This window comes from Gorillibacterium timonense (assembly GCF_001457415.1).
In the GTDB taxonomy this organism is placed as follows: Bacteria; Bacillota; Bacilli; order Paenibacillales; family NBRC-103111; genus Gorillibacterium; species Gorillibacterium timonense.
In genome coordinates this window covers 1,957,753-1,979,281 of record NZ_LN881724.1, presented here as the reverse complement: position 1 = coordinate 1,979,281, position 21,529 = coordinate 1,957,753, and the positions used below count along the sequence as shown (strand labels likewise).

General features: G+C 46.8%; 19 protein-coding genes and 3 pseudogenes. 2 read left to right on the top strand and 20 right to left on the bottom strand.

The genetic code is table 11. From position 1 onward, the window contains the following. Nucleotides 1-23: 23 nt before the first annotated feature. The 5 genes from arsB to sigZ form a co-directional block, all read right to left on the bottom strand. Nucleotides 24-1,085: an ACR3 family arsenite efflux transporter gene (gene arsB / locus BN2684_RS21745; protein ID WP_058304176.1), complete on the bottom strand. Its 1,062-nt coding sequence runs from the start codon at nt 1,083-1,085 to the stop codon at nt 24-26. 28 nt (nt 1,086-1,113) lie between these two features. After that, nucleotides 1,114-1,431, bottom strand: coding sequence for an ArsR/SmtB family transcription factor (locus tag BN2684_RS21740; RefSeq protein ID WP_058304175.1), 318 nt, complete (start codon nt 1,429-1,431; stop codon nt 1,114-1,116). A 122-nt stretch (nt 1,432-1,553) separates the two neighbouring features. Further along, on the bottom strand, nt 1,554-1,796 hold the full coding sequence (locus tag BN2684_RS21735; protein ID WP_148450045.1) for a hypothetical protein: 243 nt from the start codon (nt 1,794-1,796) through the stop codon (nt 1,554-1,556). An 84-nt stretch (nt 1,797-1,880) separates the two neighbouring features. Beyond that, on the bottom strand, nt 1,881-3,230 hold the full coding sequence (locus BN2684_RS21730) for a glycoside hydrolase family 5 protein (protein ID WP_058304173.1): 1,350 nt from the start codon (nt 3,228-3,230) through the stop codon (nt 1,881-1,883). Nucleotides 3,231-3,323: 93 nt separating this feature from the next. Further along, nucleotides 3,324-3,905 (bottom strand): RNA polymerase sigma factor SigZ, encoded by a 582-nt coding sequence (gene sigZ / locus BN2684_RS21725; protein WP_058304172.1) that lies wholly within the window; start codon nt 3,903-3,905, stop codon nt 3,324-3,326. 359 nt (nt 3,906-4,264) lie between these two features. Here sigZ and BN2684_RS21720 point away from each other — a divergent pair, with 359 nt between their 5' ends. Then, nucleotides 4,265-5,161 carry a DMT family transporter gene (locus tag BN2684_RS21720; RefSeq protein ID WP_058304679.1) on the top strand — a complete coding sequence of 299 codons (897 nt, stop codon included), beginning with the start codon at nt 4,265-4,267 and terminating at the stop codon, nt 5,159-5,161. A 94-nt stretch (nt 5,162-5,255) separates the two neighbouring features. On the opposite strand, the gene BN2684_RS21715 is transcribed toward BN2684_RS21720, so the two are convergent. The 4 genes and pseudogenes from BN2684_RS21715 to BN2684_RS25440 all read right to left on the bottom strand — a co-directional run. Further along, complete coding sequence (locus BN2684_RS21715) at nt 5,256-6,707, bottom strand: DUF6179 domain-containing protein (protein ID WP_058304171.1); 1,452 nt, start codon at nt 6,705-6,707, stop codon at nt 5,256-5,258. After that, the gene (locus BN2684_RS21710; protein WP_058304170.1) at nt 6,689-7,177 is read right to left on the bottom strand and encodes a DUF6323 family protein; all 489 of its coding nucleotides are present in this window, start codon (nt 7,175-7,177) and stop codon (nt 6,689-6,691) included. Before BN2684_RS21710 ends, BN2684_RS21715 begins: the two co-directional genes overlap by 19 nt. A gap of 370 nt (nt 7,178-7,547) precedes the next feature. After that, nucleotides 7,548-7,712 (bottom strand): annotated as a pseudogene (locus BN2684_RS25445) (aldo/keto reductase); the annotation flags it as partial. Between the two features lies 1 nt (nt 7,713). Continuing rightward, a pseudogene (locus tag BN2684_RS25440) lies at nt 7,714-7,896 on the bottom strand (winged helix-turn-helix transcriptional regulator); the annotation flags it as partial. Between the two features lie 182 nt (nt 7,897-8,078). On the opposite strand from BN2684_RS25440, the gene BN2684_RS21700 reads away from it, so the two are divergent. Next, entirely contained in the window at nt 8,079-9,497 is a 1,419-nt protein-coding gene (locus tag BN2684_RS21700) for a helix-turn-helix domain-containing protein (RefSeq protein WP_058304169.1), read from the top strand. Between the two features lie 278 nt (nt 9,498-9,775). Here BN2684_RS21700 and BN2684_RS21695 read toward each other — a convergent pair whose 3' ends face one another. The 11 genes and pseudogenes from BN2684_RS21695 to BN2684_RS21645 form a co-directional block, all read right to left on the bottom strand. After that, complete coding sequence (locus BN2684_RS21695) at nt 9,776-10,747, bottom strand: aldo/keto reductase (protein WP_058304168.1); 972 nt, start codon at nt 10,745-10,747, stop codon at nt 9,776-9,778. Between the two features lie 321 nt (nt 10,748-11,068). Then, nucleotides 11,069-11,863, bottom strand: coding sequence for an SDR family NAD(P)-dependent oxidoreductase (locus tag BN2684_RS21685; RefSeq protein ID WP_058304166.1), 795 nt, complete (start codon nt 11,861-11,863; stop codon nt 11,069-11,071). 116 nt (nt 11,864-11,979) lie between these two features. After that, entirely contained in the window at nt 11,980-12,999 is a 1,020-nt protein-coding gene (locus BN2684_RS21680) for an AraC family transcriptional regulator (RefSeq protein WP_058304165.1), read from the bottom strand. A gap of 50 nt (nt 13,000-13,049) precedes the next feature. Beyond that, on the bottom strand, nt 13,050-13,943 hold the full coding sequence (locus BN2684_RS21675; RefSeq protein WP_058304164.1) for a hypothetical protein: 894 nt from the start codon (nt 13,941-13,943) through the stop codon (nt 13,050-13,052). 230 nt (nt 13,944-14,173) lie between these two features. Then, nucleotides 14,174-16,006, bottom strand: a complete 1,833-nt coding sequence (locus tag BN2684_RS21670; protein WP_058304163.1) for a UbiD family decarboxylase — start codon at nt 16,004-16,006, stop codon at nt 14,174-14,176. Nucleotides 16,007-16,174: 168 nt separating this feature from the next. After that, nucleotides 16,175-17,095, bottom strand: coding sequence for a tyrosine-type recombinase/integrase (locus BN2684_RS21665; RefSeq protein ID WP_058304162.1), 921 nt, complete (start codon nt 17,093-17,095; stop codon nt 16,175-16,177). Nucleotides 17,096-17,265: 170 nt separating this feature from the next. Further along, nucleotides 17,266-18,525, bottom strand: coding sequence for an MFS transporter (locus BN2684_RS21660; RefSeq protein ID WP_058304161.1), 1,260 nt, complete (start codon nt 18,523-18,525; stop codon nt 17,266-17,268). A 34-nt stretch (nt 18,526-18,559) separates the two neighbouring features. Continuing rightward, a complete protein-coding gene (locus tag BN2684_RS21655; RefSeq protein ID WP_058304160.1) occupies nt 18,560-19,342 on the bottom strand; it encodes a TrmB family transcriptional regulator in 783 nt (260 codons plus the stop codon). 166 nt (nt 19,343-19,508) lie between these two features. Continuing rightward, nucleotides 19,509-19,679: pseudogene (locus tag BN2684_RS25115) on the bottom strand (VOC family protein); the annotation flags it as partial. Nucleotides 19,680-19,698: 19 nt separating this feature from the next. Then, a complete protein-coding gene (locus BN2684_RS21650; protein ID WP_058304159.1) occupies nt 19,699-20,325 on the bottom strand; it encodes a type 1 glutamine amidotransferase family protein in 627 nt (208 codons plus the stop codon). Nucleotides 20,326-20,442: 117 nt separating this feature from the next. Then, complete coding sequence (locus tag BN2684_RS21645; RefSeq protein ID WP_058304158.1) at nt 20,443-21,405, bottom strand: helix-turn-helix transcriptional regulator; 963 nt, start codon at nt 21,403-21,405, stop codon at nt 20,443-20,445. Between the last annotated feature and the right edge of the window lie 124 nt (nt 21,406-21,529).

The window sequence follows — 21,529 nt, the reverse complement described above, 5'->3', positions numbered from 1 at the left end:
GAGTGTCATTCTCCCTCTGTGGGTTAGTTTTTGAGAGCTTTCGTTTGGAAATATTTACGCTGAAACTGTAGAGCTACGTTAACCAGAGCAATCATGACGGGTACTTCCACCAATGGTCCGATTACCGCAGCGAAAGCGGCTCCGGAATGAATGCCGAAAACACCTACTGCGACGGCTATGGCTAGTTCGAAATTGTTGCTTGCTGCCGTGAAAGCCAGAGTAGAAGTTACGGGATAACCAGCTCCCATTCTCTTGCCCATGTAGAACGAAATCAGGAACATGATGACAAAATAGATCAGCAGCGGGATCGCAATCCGCACAGCATCAAGCGGCAGCTCCACAATCGTATTGCCTTTAAGCGAGAACATAACGATGATCGTGAACAAGAGTGCGATGAGGGTGAGCGGGCTGATTTTCGGGATAAACACCTTTTCGTACCAAACCCGGCCTTTGGCCTTGACAACGATGAGCCGGGTTATCATCCCGGCAAAGAAAGGAATTCCTAGATAGATCAATACACTCTTCCCGACTTCTCCGATCGTGATGGAAACGGACATTCCTTGTAAACCAAACCACTCGGGCAAGATCTTCACAAACACATAAGCGTAGATGGAGTAGAACAACACTTGGAAAATCGAGTTGAAAGCAACTAATCCGGCGGCATACTCGGTGTCGCCTTTGCACAAATCATTCCATACAATCACCATAGCGATGCAGCGAGCCAGGCCGATCATGATTAGCCCCACCATATATTCCGGATAACCATTCAGAAAGACGATGGCCAGGAGGAACATTAGAATCGGGCCAATGACCCAGTTTTGAACGAGGGACAGGAGCAAGACCTTCCAGTCGCGAAAAACTCGTCCCAGCTCTTCATAACGAACCTTTGCTAGAGGGGGGTACATCATTAACATGAGGCCAATCGCGATCGGAATCGATGTCGTCCCGGTTTGATAGTGATTCAGATAATCAACGAAATCCGGATACCCGTAGCTTAATCCAATCCCAATCCCCATTGCTAAGAAGATCCATAACGTTAAATAGCGGTCTAAAAATGAAAGCTTTTTTCTTGCTGTAGCGCTCATTTCAGCCCACCTCACCTTCCCTCGTTGTTTATTTGCAGCAATCTTCTGCGCAAACCTGATCTGTTTTCTCTTTTTGAGAAGGGAGCACTCGCAGCAATTCCTCCAGGTATGGTTTTTCTTGGAGCTTTAAACGATAGTAGATCCATTGTCCTCTCCGACTTTCGCTTACAAGTCCACCGTCTTTTAATTTTCGCATATGTTGGCTTACGTTTGGCTGGCTTGTTTGCAGCAGTTCAGCCAACTCACATACACAGCATTCCCGTTCACGTAAGAAGGATAATATGGTTAATCTCGTTTTATCTCCTGTCAGCTTTAATTCCTCAGCTAGCTTTTCAATGGAGATCATAGGTTCATCTCCCCTTCGTCTTATTTTCTTAGATCATTATATAATTATCTGATTATATATACAACCGGTCAGGCATAAGAAAACCCGGTTCCAGATCTGGAACCGAGTTTGACTTTTTCCCGTTAGCAAGACTTCCCGCAAGTACCTTTGAAGTTACTTCCTGTTGGCTCTTGTTCTGAGGTAACATCTTCAAGTCCACAGCAAGAATTACTCGCTGCCTCGCAGCTTGTGTTTTTATCGGAGCCACAGCTTGACTTGACTCCAGAGGCTTCAACCGAGACCCGATTTTCCTTAGAACCGCAGCACGAGCAGTCAAATTCCTCTTCTTTCGTAATACCAATCCTGGCTTTCTTAATTTTGAACATCCAGCCTTCCTCCTTGTTTTATCATTTGAACAACCTATTAATTGCACAATGCAACTAATGCCCTGGTTAACATTCCTTTATCAATCATTCCGCTCTTTTCGGTAGTACTCCTGTATAGGATTTTACAAGTTCGACCAGTTCTTCTCCTCCCTCACAATTCATGAACAGGAATGATTCGGGGTACCTCTTCATTTCTTCCCAGGGGATGGATCTCAGCGTAGGTTTAACGAGATGATGAATGTGCAGCTCATTAAGGAGGGAGAAGATTCTAAATTTCAAGCTCTCTCTTGAGCTGTCCTCAATGATGTAAGAAAACTTCATTTCCAGCATTTCAAAGATCTCTTTGGCAATGGTGGAATAACTGCGATCTTTCCTCTCCCATTGATACCTTAATGTCTTTGCAAATGACATCCAATCCGTGTCCTCCTGAGGGCGAACCATCCCCATTGCTCCAGCGTCTTTATACGACCACAGAGTCCACGAAATTCGGTTCTTCTCAAATAGGTCTAAGCAATCCTTAATCAAAAGCAATCCTTCCCATAAATGTTCGTTGGGAAAATGTCCACCTGTTTCTCCTGCCCAAAGAGGCATTCCAGTCTGCTTGCGCAACTCGGTAAAATAAGCAATCTTCGCTTCCAACTCCGCTCGTCTCTTCTCAACTTCCGTATTTAGATATACATGCTGACCGGGGTAAAAGTGGAATGAAAGGGCTTGCTGATATCCTCCCAAGCTAGTAAAGATACTGAAATCTTTAGCCCAATCGTCGCCTTCAAGGAACAAAATATGATGGGGATCTTCTTCTCTTATCGCATGAATTACTTTCTCATAGAAATCATTGAATGCATCTCGATCGGACACAAAAGAGGGTTCATTGAGGATATCATAACCAGCGATGATTTCCTGATCTTTATACCTGCGGGCGATGACCCTCCATAGATGAATCATCCTTTCTCTCAAAGAAGCGTCTTGCCAGAACCCGCTGACACCGGTCTCCCCTCCGCCATGTGAATCAGGATTTTGTCCTCCTGGAGAGGAGTGCAAATCCAGAATGGCATAGATTTCAAACTTGTTGCAGAGCTCAAGGACACGGTCCAAATGGGTAAACCCATCCATTTTAATAAGACCGGGTGACTGATCCTCCACAAAATGCCTGTAATCGAAAGGAAGCCTAATTACGTTAATTCCTAGACTCTTCAAGAAAATGAAATCGTCCTCGGTAATAAAATGATGCAAAAAATCATCAAAGAATTGTTCAGCATTTTCCTTTCCGTACACTTCCGAATACGCATGACGAATGCTCCTTTCGGTTCCGGGTATTTTGATCATAAAGTTTTCTAAGTCCATCCATGATCCGATGGATACCCCTCTTAACATGATTTCTTTGTTATGAAGGACAAATTGACCGTCTTCCGTCTGAATGAAATTTGATTTCATCTGTTCTTCACCTGCCTTCCCGTGTAAACATGGGCTTACACTAGCTCATATAGGAAGACGAAGATCGAAGTGAAAAGACGCAAAAATCGTTAATTACTTTTCATTCAAGGAGCAGCAGCTACAAAGAGGGTGAATATTAATAATGGTTCCAAAGCGATCAAGTTCAAAATGACAGCACTTCATTAGATTATTTCTTAACATTTCACGTCCTCGTTGGACACGAGACTTAGCCCCCGATACGGAAATCCCTAGTGTGCTAGCCAGTTCTGCCATGGTTAACTCTTCAAATTCGACCAGAATAAGCGCTTGTGAATATTTTACAGGAAGGTCATGGATCATTCCTAATAAACCAGCAGCCACCTCATGAGCTGGGCCAAATTCAATCCAATCATTTTCGGAGCTCCCGAGCCCTTGATCTACTAAAGGTATCGCATCAATGTCCTCTTCCTTGTTTTTATGCTTACGATAATAATCGATAATTGTATTTCGTGTGATTTGATAAACCCAACTGCGGACTCTTATATCCTCCTTTAGCGAATCAATATTAGTATGAATTTTAATAAAAACATCCTGTAATAGATCCTCGACAACAGAAGGATTGGAGACTTTTTTAGAAATAAAAGATCGAAGACTTGAATTGAACTCTTGCCAAATATTTTCGGTAGTATACTTCATACCTTTCACCTACTCGATTATTCATCAGTCTTTATCGTTACATGCGCCTTCCTTGGCTATTAATCAAATTAATTTGATGTTATGATCATAATACACATGAAATATGGAATCAAATGTAATCTTTCACTCAGCGTTCGGTTCGTTATTTTAATCGTGCAGGCTAAGTCCTTTGTCAGCTTATCAATCACATTGTACCATTTCTCGTGGTTCGATAGCTGAGCGGTTAGCATGAACTCATATTCCGGTTCAATCCAATGTTCATCGTTTTTATGCAAATTCTTTGCCACTCGCCGTTCGAGCTGCGTTATAATGGCCAAGGTAGAGGATTGAAATGAATGGTAGTGGAAGGAAAATTCATCATGAACAAACGTAAAGTGTATCTCTTCTTAGTGTTGGCCAACCTGTTCTGGGCGGGAAACTACATATTTGGCAAATTGGTTGTAGCGGAACTCTCTCCCATCCAGATGACGTTCTGCCGTTGGCTGATTGCGGTCTGCTTGTTGTTTCCAATTGCCCAATGGGTGGAGAAGCCTGCCTGGAAAGCGGTTTGGAAAAACTGGCCTCTGCTCCTGCTCATGGGGCTGCTGGGGGTAATCGGCTATAATCTGCTTCTCTATGAAGCTTTACGTTTCACTACGTCGCTCAATGCTTCTCTGGTCAATGCGATGAATCCCGCTCTGATTGTGTTTTGTGCCGCGCTCTTCCTGAAGGAACGGCTTTCGAAGTACTCCGTTCTCGGCTTGCTCGTCTCGCTTGTTGGGGTGCTGTTGGTCCTGACTAAAGGTCAGCCGGGTTTCATCTTTCAAATGGCATATAACGCCGGAGATTTGCTGATGCTGGCCGCGATATCCGTGTGGACCACCTATTCCTTGTTGGGTCGCAGAGCCAAAGGGATTCCGCCGATTGCCGCGATTGCCGTATCCGCCCTGCTCGGACTGCTGGTAGTCCTACCCTTTTTCCTAGCTTCGGGCAATCCGTTCCCCTTGAGTGGAAAAGCGGTCATCGGTATCGTTTATATCGGGATATTCCCTTCCGTCGCATCGTTTATCTTTTGGAACGCCGGCATTCGGGAAATTGGAGCAAGTCGCTCGAGTATATACATGAACCTGATTACCGTATTTACGGCGATCCTGAGCGTTCTGATGGGAAATGGGATCGAAGTCTCGCAAATCATCGGCGGTCTGCTCGTCTTTGCAGGAGTCTATCTCTCTGCAAATAACCGTTCATTCGGGAGACATCCCCGTCGCGACAGCTAGAGCGTGTTAGCAAACAAGCTCTAGTACGCTGTCATTTCAAAAACTAGTGGTTATCATATCACTCTCATACCGATTTACGCCGTTACGTCTTCGCCTAATTAAGGTTGACAGCGTATTCGTTCAATTGCTCATAGTCGATCTGATCCATGGCTTCCTCAATGGCCTGCAGCCGTCCCCGGTTCATCCCTTGCAGACACCGGACAAATTGCATCTGCCACTCCATTGGATACTCGTTCCCCAAGTGCAAGATCGAGGGCAAATCCGGAGCTTCGCTTCGAAGCTCTTCATAGAAAACGATTTTGGCCAGAACGGCCAACTCCATATCGCCAAATGCATGGAACAGGGCATCAAATTCATCCCCATATAAGCTGTCGGATTCAAGCATATCGAGGTAGTCATGCAAGGAATGGAAGCTTGCTAAGATCAGCTTAACCTTGTCTTCTTTCCTCTCGACTGCCATGATCTCGTGCATAAGCCTTCTTAGCTCGATATCGCTCATTCGGTCTTCTTCGCTGAAGGAAATGACGGGTGAAATCGCACTCGCTTCCCTCTGTGTCAGGATAACAGCCCGCAAGCTGTTATGCTTCGCGGCATTCTCCACTCGTTGGACAAGTGGTTCTAAACTTGCTTCCATGTATTCCTTCATTTGCGAATGAACGGACAATTCCTGTTGAAGCTTATCTGCCGCAGCGGAAAGAAAGGATCGAATTTGTGGTATCGGGAGGCTTATGAATTTCTGCTCCAACCGGTTGTATTGAGACTCCGATATCGTGATCGTATCTGCCGCTCCCCCTGAACCAATCGAGAATATCGCTTGATGAAATACGAGTTCGAAAATATTGAACAGCTCGATTCGATAATTAAACCGGCACTCCCTTCCGTAGAGGGTAAGCAATTCCAACAGTTCCTGTCGATCGAACCTTGCGCAAAAATCGTTCTCCAGCTTCAACCGTTCCAGGTACTGTTTCATATAGAAAACACCCTGAAGCTGCATGTCATCGATAGCCAGAGGATAATCAATGCTCGCCATCGTGTTGTGGGCATCGAAGACGATTCCGTATTTTCGAAGAAAGATAGGCAATGACTCATCGATGGTTAGGTTGTACGCGTCGACCGGAACCTCCAGCTTAGTCCTTTTTATTTCTTTATATAGCTGCTTTGCTTCTTCAAAGCATTGGGAGACCTTTTTGACGCCTCTTTCATAAATGTGGCGAACATCAATCGTTTTGAGATACAGGATCGCCTTCTCCGGTGTCACCAAGCTGAATAGATACGCATCCGTCGCATACATGATGGAGCTCAGGATGCTTTCTACTGTCTCCGTGCTGACTGAGGTGCTCTCGCCTCGGGTGAATTTTCCGATCTGCTCCTGCAGGATCTGCATGAACGCATGCTGAATACGCGCCATCTCCGGGCTTGTCAGCAGTCCTGCTTGCAAACCTTCGTTTAGTAAGGAGATCGTATATTGATTACGATGCAGCCGGGATTTGCGGATGCCGCACCGAACGGTCAGTTCACTCCCGCCTTTTAGATGTTCCGATCCCAATCGTCATCCTCTCCTTCTTGAAGCATTTCATTTCGCTGCAAGCTACTTCGAAACTCTGCGGCATACTCTTCGAGTCTGCTCTTTGCCAGTTCCAAAGAACCCTCGCAATCCTCTTCGAACGCTTCCTTCATTCTGCTCATGAGCATCCGGTCGCTGATTCTGTCTTCGGTTTCATTTTTCAGGTAGTAAAAGAGTTCATGCAGCTCCTGGAGTGTATTCGCATAGTTCTCCTGCTGGATGAACGAGGACGTTGAGAATGCTTCGATGAGCTCCTTGGTCACCTCGATGCTCAGCTCCACACGCCCATAGCTGTACAAGACCTGACTTCTCCCCGCCAAAAGCAGCTCGACGTCCTCAAGGTTCAGGATCAGTCCGTAATCTTGGGTCTTCTTGTTCATGTCCAGTAATTCGATCTTATATTGCTCCTGCATAGACATGCTCAAGGAGTTGAACATGCGAGATAAAAACATGCGGATGTCCTCCCTTCGGCTTTTTATGGACATTCCATGCAACTTACAGCCTCAAATTTTACTGAAAATGAGAAATTAATGATTGACATTAAGGCTAAAGTGTGATATAATAAATGATTAATTAATCACCAAATAGTTTATTCTGTTTTACCGTTCATGTCAATCCTAAAAGCGCCTTGGCGCTTTTCAAAACAGCAAAGGGGATGTATGTGTCGCTTCCTAACGACACATACATCCCCTTTTACATATGGCTGAGTTTTGTCACCCAAAACACGATTCCCTGTTCCATTTATGATCGTGCACAAGTGTCAGCTCCTAGAGCGATTTCGGTTACCCTATAGTTCATCGACATTACCAACTCATAGCTTCTTTTTATCCGATAAGTCGAAAAAATGGTTTCCAACGCTCGCCAGGCTTCCTTGAATTTCCCTTCAACCGGCCAGTGAATCAGGTACAAATCCAGGTAATCGAGACCTAGTTTGTTCAAGCTCCTGTCATAAGCGGCGAGCGTTGACTCATATCCCAAATCGGCATTCCCATCCATAGTCGGTCAGCGAATAAACCACTTTAGGAGGGATCTGCTCGTATATCGTCTGCTTTACGACACCGTCCGCTTCCAGCTCGCGCAATTGCTGGGCAAGCATCTTTTGGGTAATGCCGCGCATCAATCTCTTCAATTCGCTCGTCCGCTTCTCCCCTTTGTCCAAATGGCACAGGATGTCGTGCGAACCGCCCCGCCTGTCGGCGTGTCGCTTCAACCTTGCCCATGGGGAACGTGCAGGGACAAGAGTGAGAGAACGAAAAACGGATAAAAACAATACATCGACATTTTTCATATTCATAATAATGGGTACTCCCTTTTTGATTATTGTATTATGGATACAGAAAGGAGGGCGGTGATATGGAATCGTTGGAAAGATTGAACAAGTTAATCTCGTATGTCGAGGAAAACCTTGACGGAGAGATAGACAACCAAACATTATCCCGTATAGCGGTGTGTCCGCTCGCCGTGCTACAACGTCTATTCGTATTGATGACAGGCGCCACATTAACAGAATATGTGCGCTTAAGACGGCTCGCTCGTGCTGCGTACGATGTGCGCGGCGGCCAAGAGAAAGTGATTGATATAGCCATAAAATATGGCTATGATTCTTCCGATACATTTTGCGTGGCGTTCAAAAGAAGATACGGTATGACACCGACGGCGGCGAGAGACACAAACGCGATTCTTCCTGATTATGACCGCATCTCCTTTACCCCATTTATCAAACGAGTTAAAGGAGATGTGACCATGAACCAATCAAACAAGGTTCTCAAAACCAAGTGGCATCAACCGCACGCTGGTTCTGATCACCACTTCCATCCGTTGATGGACAAATATCAAGGACAGAATTACGCATTCAACGCCTGTATGGCATTGCTGATGAAATACCTCGGCGAAAGCAAAGACTATGACTACTGGTTCTTCTCGGGCGTTTCTGGCGACTGTTTCACGCAAGTCTACGGTCAAGACCTGACCAAGTGGTATCAATGCCTGTCACACGCTTGCTTCGACGAGCACTTGATAAAACGTGTATTCGACGCTTGCGGGTACGACTACACATTCGTCACTCCGGAGTCGTTCTCCGCAAACAGAGAGAAATATCTACAAAAAGTTGTCAGCCATATTGACCGTGATTTGCCCGTCATTGTCAAGGGGCTCGGCTTCCCGTTTGAAGGTAGGCTGTATCCGGTCGAGGAAATTTCCTGCATCGTAGGTTATGAAAACGGAGGGCAAGTCTTGTTGTACTTGCCGGATACTTCAACTACCCCCACACCCTTCCCGTTGGATATTCCTTATACGCTTGTATTTTCCGAAGAAAAAAAGAAAGCGCCAACACTGCCGGAAGTATACCGCCAGGCGATTGCGAACATCCCTTCGCTTAACTTAGCTTCGCCTCGGAACGGTGTATCGTTTGGAGCGCACGCATTTCTTGACTGGGCTGAAGCCTTAGAAAATGGGAAGTTTGACGATATTCCCGTTGAGGATTTGGACTGTTGGCCGCATTACGGCGCATATCTGTGTATCATTGCATCCAATGTATCATGCCCACATTTCCTAAACAGGGCGAAGGAATTATGTCCCGATATAAAGGAACTGCCGGCAATCAATGCGGTCATGGAAAAAATGTGCGCGCATATGGATGAGTTTTGTAGACTTGAGGGCGGCTTCGGTATGGAGGAGTACAAACTGAAAGACCGCGAATTAATGCAGCCTGTCTGTGAAATGATTCGTAAGTATGCTGGGTTTTACAACGAGCTGCTGGCCGCTTTTAGATGAGGGTTTTGGTTTAATCATAATAAGACCGCCTTTTTCTCATGCCGCCATTCCCCGTGTTGATCGGTTCTTCTCTTTCTCCATGCTTCGTAGATTTCAAGTTCCTACGGCGATAACGGCAGCCCTTCCTTTTTTCGATTGATAATTGCGTTTCAAGAACGCTATGAGTATGGTCCCGCGGACTATCTGATTGCTTCCATGAACCTGCCGGTAATCGATGAAATCATGAACAAACGTGACCCTCCACTGAGAGTCACGTTAGCCTGTTAGCCTAGGTTTCTTTATCCATTAAGTAGCGTCATCTGCTCTTTCATGTATCGGGTACCTTGAACGACGTTTTTGGGGCTTACGGCCTCAATACGGGCCAAATCCTCTGAAGTAAGTTCAACTTCCACAGAAGCAGCATTTTCCTCTAGATAGTTGATTCGTTTGGTTCCTGGGATCGGTAGAGCACCATTAGCTAAGGTCCAAGCCAGGGCCAATTGAGAAGCCGTGCACTTCTTTTCCATAGCGATTTCCTTGATTTTATCTACGATTTCAACGTTTTTCTTGAAATTCTCCCCTTGGAACCGTGGCATATACCGGCGAAGGTCATGTTCATCCAAATCCTCAAACGTTCGCAGTTCACCCGTAATAAAGCCTCTGCTTAGTGGACTGTAGGCGACATGGGTAATTCCCAATTCTCTTGTCGTAGGGAGAACTTCTTCCTCAATGTCCCGGCTCCAAAGAGAGTATTCGCTTTGTAAAGCTGAGATCGGATGTACAGCATGTGCACGACGAATGGTGGAAGCAGATGCTTCCGAAAGGCCAAGATAGCGAACCTTTCCCGCCCTCACCAGCTCCGCCATGGCTCCAACCGTTTCCTCAATAGGGACATTTGGATCAACCCGATGCTGGTAGTACAGATCGATATAGTCTACATTTAATCGACGCAGGCTCTCTTCTATTGCTTGTTTAACGTAATCGGGATGACCACTAATCGTTTCATAATTGGGCGTGTACGAAAACTTTGTCGCAATGACGGCCTGATCTCTTCGTCCCTTGAGCGCCTTGCCAAGAAGTTCCTCGTTATGTCCATTTCCATAAACGTCAGCGGTATCGAACAACGTGACGCCTATTTCCAGAGCACGGTGTATTGTTCGGATGGATTGCTCATCATTCGTTTCCCCATACATGCCAGGAGACATCCCCATGATTCCAAGACCAATGGAAGATACGACCATGTCGCTATTTCCTAATTTCCTTTGCTTCATCAAGTTTTCCCTCTCGATCGGTAGATGTGTTTTGTTGATTTTCCAGTTGGTTTAATAGGTCGCTTTCCGAACGGATCCTGCCCTTCTCCATATCCTCATAGATGGCCAGCTTGTTATTCACCGCATCAATCGCTTCAACAAGTTCTTTCTGTCGTTTGTGCAAAATCCTAAGCCTTAAAGTGCACTTGAAAGCAACCCTTATTTTTGTACCAGTGACTTATATTGAAAAGGCGCAAGAACTACCCGTGAAGAGTGAGTTCATGCGCCTAGTTGTTGTTAGCTCAAATACCGTAATTTACATGCCCTGCCTCATACCGTTGATTAGAAAATGGTCGGCACCATGCCCCCATCCATCCGGATTGGAGAGCCTTTAAACGCGGAAGCATAAGGACTACATACGAAAGCAGCCAGTCGGCCGATTTCCATCGGCTTGATGAAGCGCTGAATTTCAGATTGAGGCAGGTTTGTCTTCATGAAGGCTTTTTCTTTATCCGTAAACGTCATATCTTCATTTGAGTAAATGCTCTCGATGATTTGCTGTACATTTTCGGATAGCGTGGGTCCCGGCATGATCGTATTGACCGTCACTTCCGTACCCGCTGTCAATTTGGATAGACTTTTGGACAAGGACAACAGCATCGATTTGGTCATGCAGTACTGGGGCATCTGACCAGAAGGCATGATGGCTTCCTCGCTCGCAATAAAGATGATCCGCCCATAATCGTTGTTCAACATCTTCGGGAGATACAATTTCGCCAATCCATTTGCGGCGAGAACATTGGTTCGGAAGTAGGTTTCCCAGACTTCATCGGTCACATCCTCATATCGCATGATTTCGTAAATGCCCATATTGTTTACCAAAATATCTACGATGGGATATTTCTCGAATAAAGCTTCCCTTTGTCCCTTATCTACGATATCGGCTACCGCATTCCGAGGAGAAGTGGTCGGGAATTTTGCCTTGATTTCCTGTACCGTTCGTTCAACCTCTTCCGCGTTTCGCCCATTAATCAGTACATCAACGCCTTCTCGGGCTAGCTCGATGGCAATCGCCTTGCCGATCCCTTTCGTCGATCCTGTCACAAGTGCTGTTTTGTTGGCTAATCCCATATCCATTTCCCCATCTCCTTATCTACTTGATGCTTGGGATAGGGATTATTCTACCTTGTCCGGGTCGTTCGGTAACTAGTTTAGCGCGCCATTCTTCTTACCGGACACGCCAACTTCGTATATCAACGGAACGTTAAGACCTTATGTTCAGTACGCCAAAGGGATGGAGTATTCCCCTCCCATTGGCGGAAAGCACGGTAAAACGAGTTCTGGTCCTCATAGCCGGTAAGGAAGGCTACTTCTTTAATGTCGAGCGAGGGATCCGCTAAGTATTCCAGAGCTTGCTCATGTCGAGCTTGCGTCAACAGCTGCTTGAAGCTCGTGACTTCGTCCGTGAGTCGACGCTGTAAGGTGCGGTCGCTCATCCCGAGTTCACGAGCTACCGCTTGAATATCGGGGCGCCCTCCAGTGAGGCTGCGTTTCATGATCCATTTGACCGTTTCGATAATGGAGCGACCGCCTTGCCGTTCATCCAAACGATGATCCAGAGCGGGAGTCAGGATCTCCAACAGCTCTTCATTATAGGTGACGAAGGGAAGATCCAAATCCTTTCGATGCAGCGTCAATCGGTTGCATTCTGCACCAGTCTGGATTCGGCAGCCGAAGTACGCATCCAACGTCTTAACGTCGCCCATTGGTTGTGAGAATTCGACGAGTTTGGCAGTCAACGGCTGGCCGGTACCCCGCCGCCCAAGCTCCAGAAGTGTGGCGAGCGTGATCCCGATCAGCACCGTCGGACCGGAAAGCTCCGTATTCTGCCACTCCAGCTCGATTCTGCAGCTTTCCCCTTCTTCGGTAAGCCGCAACCTCTCAGGCGGACACAGCTGTTTGTACCGGACCATTCGGGTTAGAGCGTCGCGATAATCGCGAGCATGGTAAGTCGCCAAGACAGACGGCGGATACTGCGCGGTATCAAACACAGTCGAAAGCTTGATGATTGCAAGGGAGATGTCGCCGATGAGATCGGAATAGGCTTGCCAGATCGCGAAATACTGGGCGGTGGTGACCCCAGCTGGCTCGTTAACAATCGCGAGCGGCAGCCGCGCCTGAAGAACGACTTCGTAAGCGGATATTCCCAATTCGCGCAAACCGGTCCAGAATCCTGGCGGGATTTTGATGCGGTCATGGGTATGGGCTGTCATTCGTAAAGCCTCCTTAAGTATCTTGCCGCATGAAGAGGCAGCTGCTCGGTTCAGCCTTTTAGCCTCTGAACGAGCACGTCTGTTAATTCCTCAGCCGTGTTCCATACCAATGGCCGGATATCTTCCACTTGTGAATGAAGGGTATCAGCATCCCTGTTGTTTACAGTCCATATCACCGGGATTTTCAACGCGAGTGCGTAACCAGCCATAAGATACACCTCGGGGGCTCGATCAGTTATATCAGCGATTATCAGTTTACTGTCTGCGATAAGCTCCAGTGAAATCTTATCCTGACTTTGCGTCTTCCAATAGCTGAGCAAATGGGGTTGATACCCGCATTGCTCGATTTTGGGGAGCAGCTTATCCGACCATTCGGTGCGCAAATCCTCTTCGTCGGGGATAAGCAAGAAGCAGGGCTCTTTTCTTTTATCACCCGCGCTTGCGATGGCTTCGCCCCACCCTTTTTCGGTGAGCCGAAAGGTCATGCCCTCCCTGAGAAGCAACTGCTCATTTATCAGCATATCGATGAGATAGACCAACTCTTGCAGATTGGGAGAGTACGTCAGGTTATAGCTGCTGGAGAGTGGATGAATGACAACCGGTTTGCCTGCGCCATCTGAATGTCTGTACAAAAAGTGCAGCAGCCGGTTCCCTTTCTCTTGAAGGGTCAATGGAATACTCGGATCATTCGTAATGGGTTCCAAATCGCTTGCAGATAGGGAGATCTTATCCCCACAATCCGTCCTCTCTCGGATATACGCCGATAGGATGTGGAACATGTCGCGTTTCATCTTCTGCGGGAGGGCTTGGACCGGTTCGTAGCTAGCCCTCAACAGACGATAGGAGCCGCCCGGAGAGCATGAGCAGCTCATATATCGATCATAATCGCCTTCCGGTATCGTGGGAACGATCTCGTCGCAGAACAAGCAGTGCTTCTTATTCATAACAGCTCTTCACCTCGAATCCTTGGGTTCTTATACCTTACCAAGGTTTTTTCGAAATGTTGAGAAGCAGATTTTTCCTTTCGTGAAGAGCACTCATCGATTCGGTATCGACGTGAGAGTGAAAACTCCGAAAATGCTGGATTTTTAGCTCTTAAGCGAATTAGTTCGAAATCAAACTAAAGCAAGTAAGTTCAAATTCACATAGTTAACATAATATATTATATGTCTACTTATTTCAAAATCCCTTCCAAACTTGCCCCTTTGGCAAACAAACGTTCGATCCTCTTCTCAACCGTCGGATCAGGGATTAACGGCGGTGCTTGATGCGGTTTGGTCCGGGCATCAATGATGAGATTGTCGCAGCCCCAATGCTTATGCTCATGGAAGCTGTTCACGCCGTACATGTCGTGGGAAGGATTGCTGCGCGTAAAGGTCGCCCACAGGAAGTTGCCGATAGACTCGCTGAGAAACGAACTATCATCGCATAAGATGATCATCGGACAAGACGGAATGGGTCCCTTCTCTCGGAGCGCGTCGCACAGACCGCGCAATTCAACCTCTGCATCAGCGTAGCTCGTAAAGGCAGGACCTTGTATCGCCACAATGCCCGGCATAATGAGCTGAACGGCTTCATAGCCGCGAATGTTCTTTAGGGAGTCCGGGACCTCTCGGCACAGTTCTCTTTGTTTGTCGCCATAGGCTGCGAGAACAACTTTACTTCCGCTGTTCAATCCCGTCCCCGAGTAATCGAGGGTATCGATCGTCGTGTTCGTGTGGAAATGAATGTCTCGACGCAGATCGATCCGCTCCAAGATGTGAGCAAGGAATTTGACTTCCTGATGGGAATCGAGCGGTTCATTCTCTTCTGCCGTGATGAACAAGTACTTTGCCAGGCTTAATTGTCCTGTGCCCAGTATCCGATTGGCCAAGGTTAGGAGCTCAGCAGGCTTCTTCACCCTCTGATAGGGTGTGTATCGTTCGCTGCCGATCGCAAAAAGCAGCGGATGAACCCCCGCAGCATCGACGGCGTGGACCTCTTTTACCCCGGGAATCTCATATTTGATCGAATCGCCGGTCAACTCATGGATGAGCTTGCCAAACGCCGTATCCTCCTGCGGAGGTCTTCCTACGACCGTAAAAGGCCAAATCGCGTTGGGTTTGGCGTACACTTTATGGATTTTCATAACGGGAAAGGGATGTACCAGGCTGTAATAGCCCAAATGATCGCCAAACGGCCCTTCGGGTTTCGTTTCTCCGGGATAGATTTCCCCCGTGATCACAAAATCCGCATCGCTGCTGATACAATGGCCATCGACGTAGTTATAGCGGAAATTGCGCCCTGCCAGCATGCCGGCCACGGTCATTTCGCTCAACCCTTCCGGCAGCGGCATGACAGCTGCCAAGGTATGCGCCGGAGGCCCGCCGACAAAGCAGCTTACCTTCAGCGGAGCTCCATGCTGATTGGCTTTAGCCTGGTGAATGCCGATCCCGCGATGGATCTGATAGTGCAGACCAATCTCCTGATTCATTACATATTGATTTCCGCTAAGCTGCATCCGGTACATCCCTAGGTTGGAATTCATGATTCCAGGTTTATCGGGGTCTTCGGAGTAAACCTGCGGCAGTGTAACAAAGGCACCGCCATCGTTCGGCCAATGGTGGATGAGGGGAAGATCAGAAATGCGAATCTCTTGCGCCATCACCGGAAGCCGGCCGCGATTCTTAATGGGCAGCGCTTTAAACGCTGTGAGTCCAGTAGCAAGATGAGCAAAAGGATGCTTAATGGCATTAATCGGTTCGTTGCGAACGGCCATTACCTGATGTACAGCTTCCCATGTATGGCGGAATATAAACTTGCTGCGCTCGAGGGAGCCAAACAGGTTGGACACAGCGCGAAAGCTGGAGCCTTTTACCCGCTCGAACAAAATGGCTGGCCCGCCTGCCTCATACACTTTCAAGTGAATGGCGGCCATCTCCAGATAAGGATCTACTTCTTCCTTGACACGGACCAAATGTCCATGCTTCTCCAAATCAATCAGGCATTCTTCTAACGTCCGATACATGGTTTTCTAACTCCAATCGTATATAGTTCATCACATTACCTCAACTTCATTTCATGTCATTAACCTTTTGACGAAACGTCATCAACTGGCTGTGTTCTCTGTACTTCATGACGAATCTTTGCAGCTGAATCCTGCACTTGGGCTCCTCCATCGGCTTAACACATCCGTTTACGATACGATGGATTTGGGGATCGTTACGGTCGACATGGCAAGCTTCTTTTGATCGTCATTGACGTGTGTGTAAATCATCGTGGTTTCAATGGAAGCATGCCCCAGCAGCTCTTTGACAACCCGAATGTCCACGCCGTTCTTAAGCAGCATAGTCGCAAATGAATGGCGAAGCTTATGGCAAGACAGCTTCATGTCCGTCACTTTGGGGTTGTGCTCCTTGAAGGCCTGAAACGTTTGGGATGCGATCTTCTGAATTTGCCGGATCGAGAGACGTTTCCCTTTCTGGGAAACAAAAAAAGCGTCCTCCTTCGTGCTGTAAGGGGTGATCCGTTCCTTCTCGACCTCGATCAAATAGTTCATCAGAAGCTCGGGGACGGGGATTTCGTTCCATTTCCTCCCTTTTCCAAACACTTCGATCGTTCCCTTCGCCTTCTTAAAGTCCTTGAGGTTTAAGCGATGCACCTCTCCCACCCGCAAGCCGCAGTACCCCATCAGAAGAAAAATGGCAATGTTGCGATGCCGGTAACGCCCTTCGAAATAGTTCAGGGACTCGACGAGGTCTTCCTCTTCGAGATAGACCGGTTTCTTGTTCTTTTCGGTCTTTGATTTTTTGACTTCTAATGCAGGGTTCCGAGTCGCCAGTTCAAAATCCATCAGGGCCACATAGAATGACCGGATCGCAGATAGAGTTCGATTTCTCGCCCGATCACCGATGTTCCTCTTGGAGACCAGAAATTCAATCACATTCATTTTAACGGCTGCTGCGGCAGAAAGTCCATTTAAGGACTCTAGGAAAGCCTTCGCTTCCCTCATGTACTCCCGTTGGGTTGTGTCAGTGAACCCGGCTTGCTGCATCCATATTCGGAAGGCACGAATTTGATCTCCGTACTCTTCTTCGACTTCATAATCGCGAGACAAACGGCCTTCTCCTCTCTCTATTCCCCAAAAAGTCGCTTAGAATCGAAAGTGCGCAAAACTCTTGTTTTGTGCACTTTATTATAGCATAGAACGGTGAGATGCAAAAAAAGATGACCCCTGAGCTTGCGCTACAGGAAATCATCTTTTGTGCGGCCATTAGATCGAAAACTTTACCGACCCGATCCTTCTAATCCTTCCTTAATGGTTGGGCTATTGTCGTAATACGTCTTCAAAGTCCTCAACTCCGGGAACATGTACATCCACAAGAACGCGACAGCAATCGTACCGAAGCCGCCGATAATCGTCGCATTCACTGCGCCAAACCATCCTGCCATTGTACCCGATTCAAATTCCCCCAATTGATTGGAGGTGCCGATGAACAGCATGTTGACCGCATTCACTCGTCCTTGCATGTCATGCGGAGTATTTAATTGAACCAGCGTCGTGCGGATGACTACACTCACCACGTCAGAAGCGCCGATGAAGAATAGGGCGACCAAAGATAGAGTGAGATTGGTCGACACGGCGAACAAGATGGTGGACAAGCCGAATACGGCCAACGAACTGAACAGGTATTTACCAATTGCGTTCTGGATGGAATAACGAGCAAGCACGAATGACATAAGCAAAGCACCGACAGCTGGCGCCGTCCTCATCAAGCCCAATCCCCAGCTTCCGGTCCGGAGGATATCTTCTGAGAAAATAGGCAGAAGAGCGGTTGCGCCTCCGAGCAGAACGGCAAACAAATCAAGCGAGATCGTGCCCAGTATGATTTTCCGCTTGAAGACAAAGCGCAACCCCGTGAGCAAGGAATCCATGCTCGCCGCTTCTTTTTTGTGATCGATTCGGCTGACTTTCAAGGTCAAGATCAAGAATGCGGATATCAAAAGAGCTACAATCGATATAAGGTAGACGGTAGAAGGCCCGAACACGAGCAGCAATCCCCCTAAAGAAGGCCCAACGATCGAAGCGGTTTGGCTAGCCGATGCAGTCCAAGCAGCCGCTTGCGGCAAGCTTTCGCGATCCACGAGATCCGGAACGAGTGCGGATGTCGTTGGATTCTCAAAGGAACGGGACGCACCGAGAACCGCGGCAGCGATCAAAATATGATAGCTTTGAATCCAATCGCCGAGGCTTGCCGTAACCAGCAAGGCAACAACGCCGCATTCCATGATCTGACAGATGAACACAATCTTACGACGTTCGAACCGGTCTGCTACTTGACCCGCAATCAACGTAAGCAGAAGCATGGGGATGAATTCCACGAGACCTACTAAGCCCAGACTAAAGGCGTCACCGGTTAAGGCATACATTTGCCAGCTGATGGCAACCGTCAGCATTTGAAAGGCGGTTGTTGTAAAGATCCGGGCAAACCACAAATGACGGTATGAGCGGTTTGTTCGGAGGACGGATGGACTTGATGCAGTGATGGTTACCCCTCCTACTCTCTATCTTCTCTGTCTGTTAGGCATTCCACATCTCTGGATGTTCCTGCTTGATGATCTGATAATGTTCACCGTATTTCTGAAGCAGTTCTAGGCCAAAATCCTGCTCAATCTGCGTAAGGATCAAATCATGCTCATAAGAGCTGACTAGCAGCTTCACGATGCTGGGATGGTTGCTCTCCAGCACGGATTCCTCAGGATTTCCACAAAGGCTGCCCACAAGCGCATTTTCCTTATCGCATAATAAAGTGAAGTGTCGGATCCGGTTCGGTTTCTCCTTCGGACGCTGGTGAATGATGACGTGATCGAGTGAAGTGTGGCATTCGCCTATCACGATCAAATAAACGGATACTCCCCTTCTCTCCGCTTCCAAGAGGGAAGCTTCCATCAGATGCAGATCCTCCGCCCATATATCAAGGAGAATCGTCTGCTCGGTGTTGGCTATTAATCGCCGGACCGTTTGATGGACCAGCTTGTTGCCCTTCCAATTCGCAAAAAAAGGCGGTGTACTAGGCGGGGCGGTTAGTTCATCCAGCAGCGTGCGGGCTGTCCGATCAAAATCGGATTGCAGCAGCTTAATAACCTGTTTGATCGGCACAGCCTCGTATAACACCGGATCTCCCTCAAGAATGCGACAAATGCCTCTCTCATGCAGAATGCGGAGCGCGGAATAGACGTTCGTTCGGGATACCGATACATGCTTGGCTACTTCATACCCGGAGATATGGGGCTTCTCATGCAAAACCAGATAGCATTTCGCTTCTAGCTCTGACAGCCCGAGCTTCCGCAATTGTTCAATCATGGACACCCTCCATTTCCTCAAAGATATTAGTGTTATGTTAGAATACGACTAATGAATTGTCAAATAAAAAACGCGATTCCAATTGGTATCGCGCTTGCGGCCAGAATTCCGGCCAGTGTGGGTATTCAGCCCAACGATGGCCAACTATTTAATACAGGTATTACATTTATTCTCCACTAAAGCTTTTGGCCCATTCAGCTACCCTGCGACTACTTTCTTCTTCTGACAAATCCTCAATCCTGGTCATAATCGACCCTCTTACTCCAAAAGGATCCAATATACTTCCGAATCGATCAACTGAAACAAAGTTTACAACCGCTTCCCGTACTTTTACTCCTCCTTAAATGCTGAACCCTTCATTGGATTGAATTCATCAACTCAAAGAAGTATTTGGATTCATGAGTCTTATTTAGCCTATACCAGGCATCTACTGTTTTTGAAGAAAACACACCCAGAGCTTTCAAGACGTGTACAGAAAATTCCAACGGAGCTATTCCAGATGCTGTGATCAGTTTTCCATCCGTTACAGCAGACTCCGTCTTGTAATACTTTTCTCCTGCATAAGTGGGACAGATCATTTTAAGGTATTCCAGATCATTGCTTGTATGCCCACGTGAATTCAGCAATCCTGTCTGGGCAAGTGCCAGTGTAGCACCACAAATCGCTGCAACCCAGATACCTTCCTTTAAACACCTCTCAGCGATTTTTAAGAGGGGGTGGTGAATGGTTTCTGTCCATGTCGTTCCACCGGGTAAAATCAATAGATCTGATCTTTCAATGCGGCACTCATCCAATTTGATGTCAGGCAGTATGTTCAATCCGCCCATTGTAGTTACTGGAGTTTTATCAATTCCCACGGTAACTATTTTTGATGGGGCCAGTCCCTTTTTATAATATCTTCCCGAGTTCAGTTCGGCAGTTAAGTAGCCTATTTCCCAGTCTGCCATTGTGTCAAACACATAAAGATATACCGTATTATTCATTTGCAAGTTCTCCTTATTTTACAATTCATCAAGTGATACCAACCATTCATCGATCGGTAATCAATGATTATCATCATAATAAAATGACTTCACTGACATCCGCTGTCAGTGAAGTCATTAAAGTTGATAATATTCCATTAACTCCGACACAACACCAACTAGTTTTTCCTTCAAACTCTGTGGTTCGATTACTTGAATGGATTTCCCGTAGGATAAGAGAAAATAAGGAACATAAGTATGAATTGATTTTTCCTCAAGTAAAAAGATTGCTTGATTTGATGTACGCTCTTTCAGATGATGCCCCAAAAACCAATGCAGGCATAAGTCATCCAACGCCTCTGACCTACCTTCGATAATTAAAGCAATTAACCCGTCCTTACCGACTAAATCAGGTAATAGATTTCGCACAAAAAATTCCCGAGCCGAAAAAGCTTCGGAACGCTTAAATATGTTTTGAGTACGCTTGATTTGTAAAATCCGTCCTACCCGGAAACTGCGGATCTCATTTCTCAGGTGGCAAAATGCAACAATATACCATTTGTTGTTCCAGTAAACCATTCCATAGGGATCTATCACCCTAGTCTTGGATTGATCATCACGACGTGTGCGATAATCAATTTCTACAGAGAATTCGTTTGCTACAGCGTGCTCCAATTCCGCCAATACTGGCTGAATAGAAGGGTCTCCCATACGGTTTATAACTTCAAATCCAGCCAAATGACGGCTAAGTATACTTTCCTGCTCCTGATTCGAATACATTTTCAATTTGCATGTCGCATTGCCTAATGCCTCACTCAAAGGGTATCCGGCTTCTTTTGCAAAAGCAGCAGCATGAAGGAGTGCCTTTTTTTCTTCAATATCAAATAGCAGAGGTGCTCTGATAAAATGATTCAGCAAGCTATACCCGCCATTATGACCTGTGTCGGATATTATAGGCACTCCACTGGCACATAATGCATCAATATACCGATAAACTGTCCTTATATTTATTTCTAACTTTTCGGATATTTGTTTCGCAGTCATTTTCACGCCCGAATTCAACATCCATAGAATTGCCAGCATATTATCTTTTTTTGGCATAACTTATCCCTCATCTTTTATTAGGATCGCACGAAATTAATAGCTTTGCGAATCGCCTACATCCCTTTATTCATCAATCTTTCAGCCTTTCAATCCTCACGCAGCATTCAATGTGTCGACTCCT

Coding starts and splice junctions, on each gene's coding strand:
- arsB (WP_058304176.1), bottom strand. CDS start 1,085: ATGAGCGCTACAGCAAGAAAAAAGCTTTCATTTTTAGACCGCTATTTA.
- BN2684_RS21740 (WP_058304175.1), bottom strand. CDS start 1,431: ATGATCTCCATTGAAAAGCTAGCTGAGGAATTAAAGCTGACAGGAGAT.
- BN2684_RS21735 (WP_148450045.1), bottom strand. CDS start 1,796: ATGTTCAAAATTAAGAAAGCCAGGATTGGTATTACGAAAGAAGAGGAA.
- BN2684_RS21730 (WP_058304173.1), bottom strand. CDS start 3,230: ATGAAATCAAATTTCATTCAGACGGAAGACGGTCAATTTGTCCTTCAT.
- sigZ (WP_058304172.1), bottom strand. CDS start 3,905: ATGAAGTATACTACCGAAAATATTTGGCAAGAGTTCAATTCAAGTCTT.
- BN2684_RS21720 (WP_058304679.1), top strand. CDS start 4,265: ATGAACAAACGTAAAGTGTATCTCTTCTTAGTGTTGGCCAACCTGTTC.
- BN2684_RS21710 (WP_058304170.1), bottom strand. CDS start 7,177: ATGTTTTTATCTCGCATGTTCAACTCCTTGAGCATGTCTATGCAGGAG.
- BN2684_RS21700 (WP_058304169.1), top strand. CDS start 8,079: ATGGAATCGTTGGAAAGATTGAACAAGTTAATCTCGTATGTCGAGGAA.
- BN2684_RS21695 (WP_058304168.1), bottom strand. CDS start 10,747: ATGAAGCAAAGGAAATTAGGAAATAGCGACATGGTCGTATCTTCCATT.
- BN2684_RS21685 (WP_058304166.1), bottom strand. CDS start 11,863: ATGGATATGGGATTAGCCAACAAAACAGCACTTGTGACAGGATCGACG.
- BN2684_RS21680 (WP_058304165.1), bottom strand. CDS start 12,999: ATGACAGCCCATACCCATGACCGCATCAAAATCCCGCCAGGATTCTGG.
- BN2684_RS21675 (WP_058304164.1), bottom strand. CDS start 13,943: ATGAATAAGAAGCACTGCTTGTTCTGCGACGAGATCGTTCCCACGATA.
- BN2684_RS21670 (WP_058304163.1), bottom strand. CDS start 16,006: ATGTATCGGACGTTAGAAGAATGCCTGATTGATTTGGAGAAGCATGGA.
- BN2684_RS21655 (WP_058304160.1), bottom strand. CDS start 19,342: ATGATTGAACAATTGCGGAAGCTCGGGCTGTCAGAGCTAGAAGCGAAA.
- BN2684_RS21650 (WP_058304159.1), bottom strand. CDS start 20,325: ATGAATAATACGGTATATCTTTATGTGTTTGACACAATGGCAGACTGG.
- BN2684_RS21645 (WP_058304158.1), bottom strand. CDS start 21,405: ATGCCAAAAAAAGATAATATGCTGGCAATTCTATGGATGTTGAATTCG.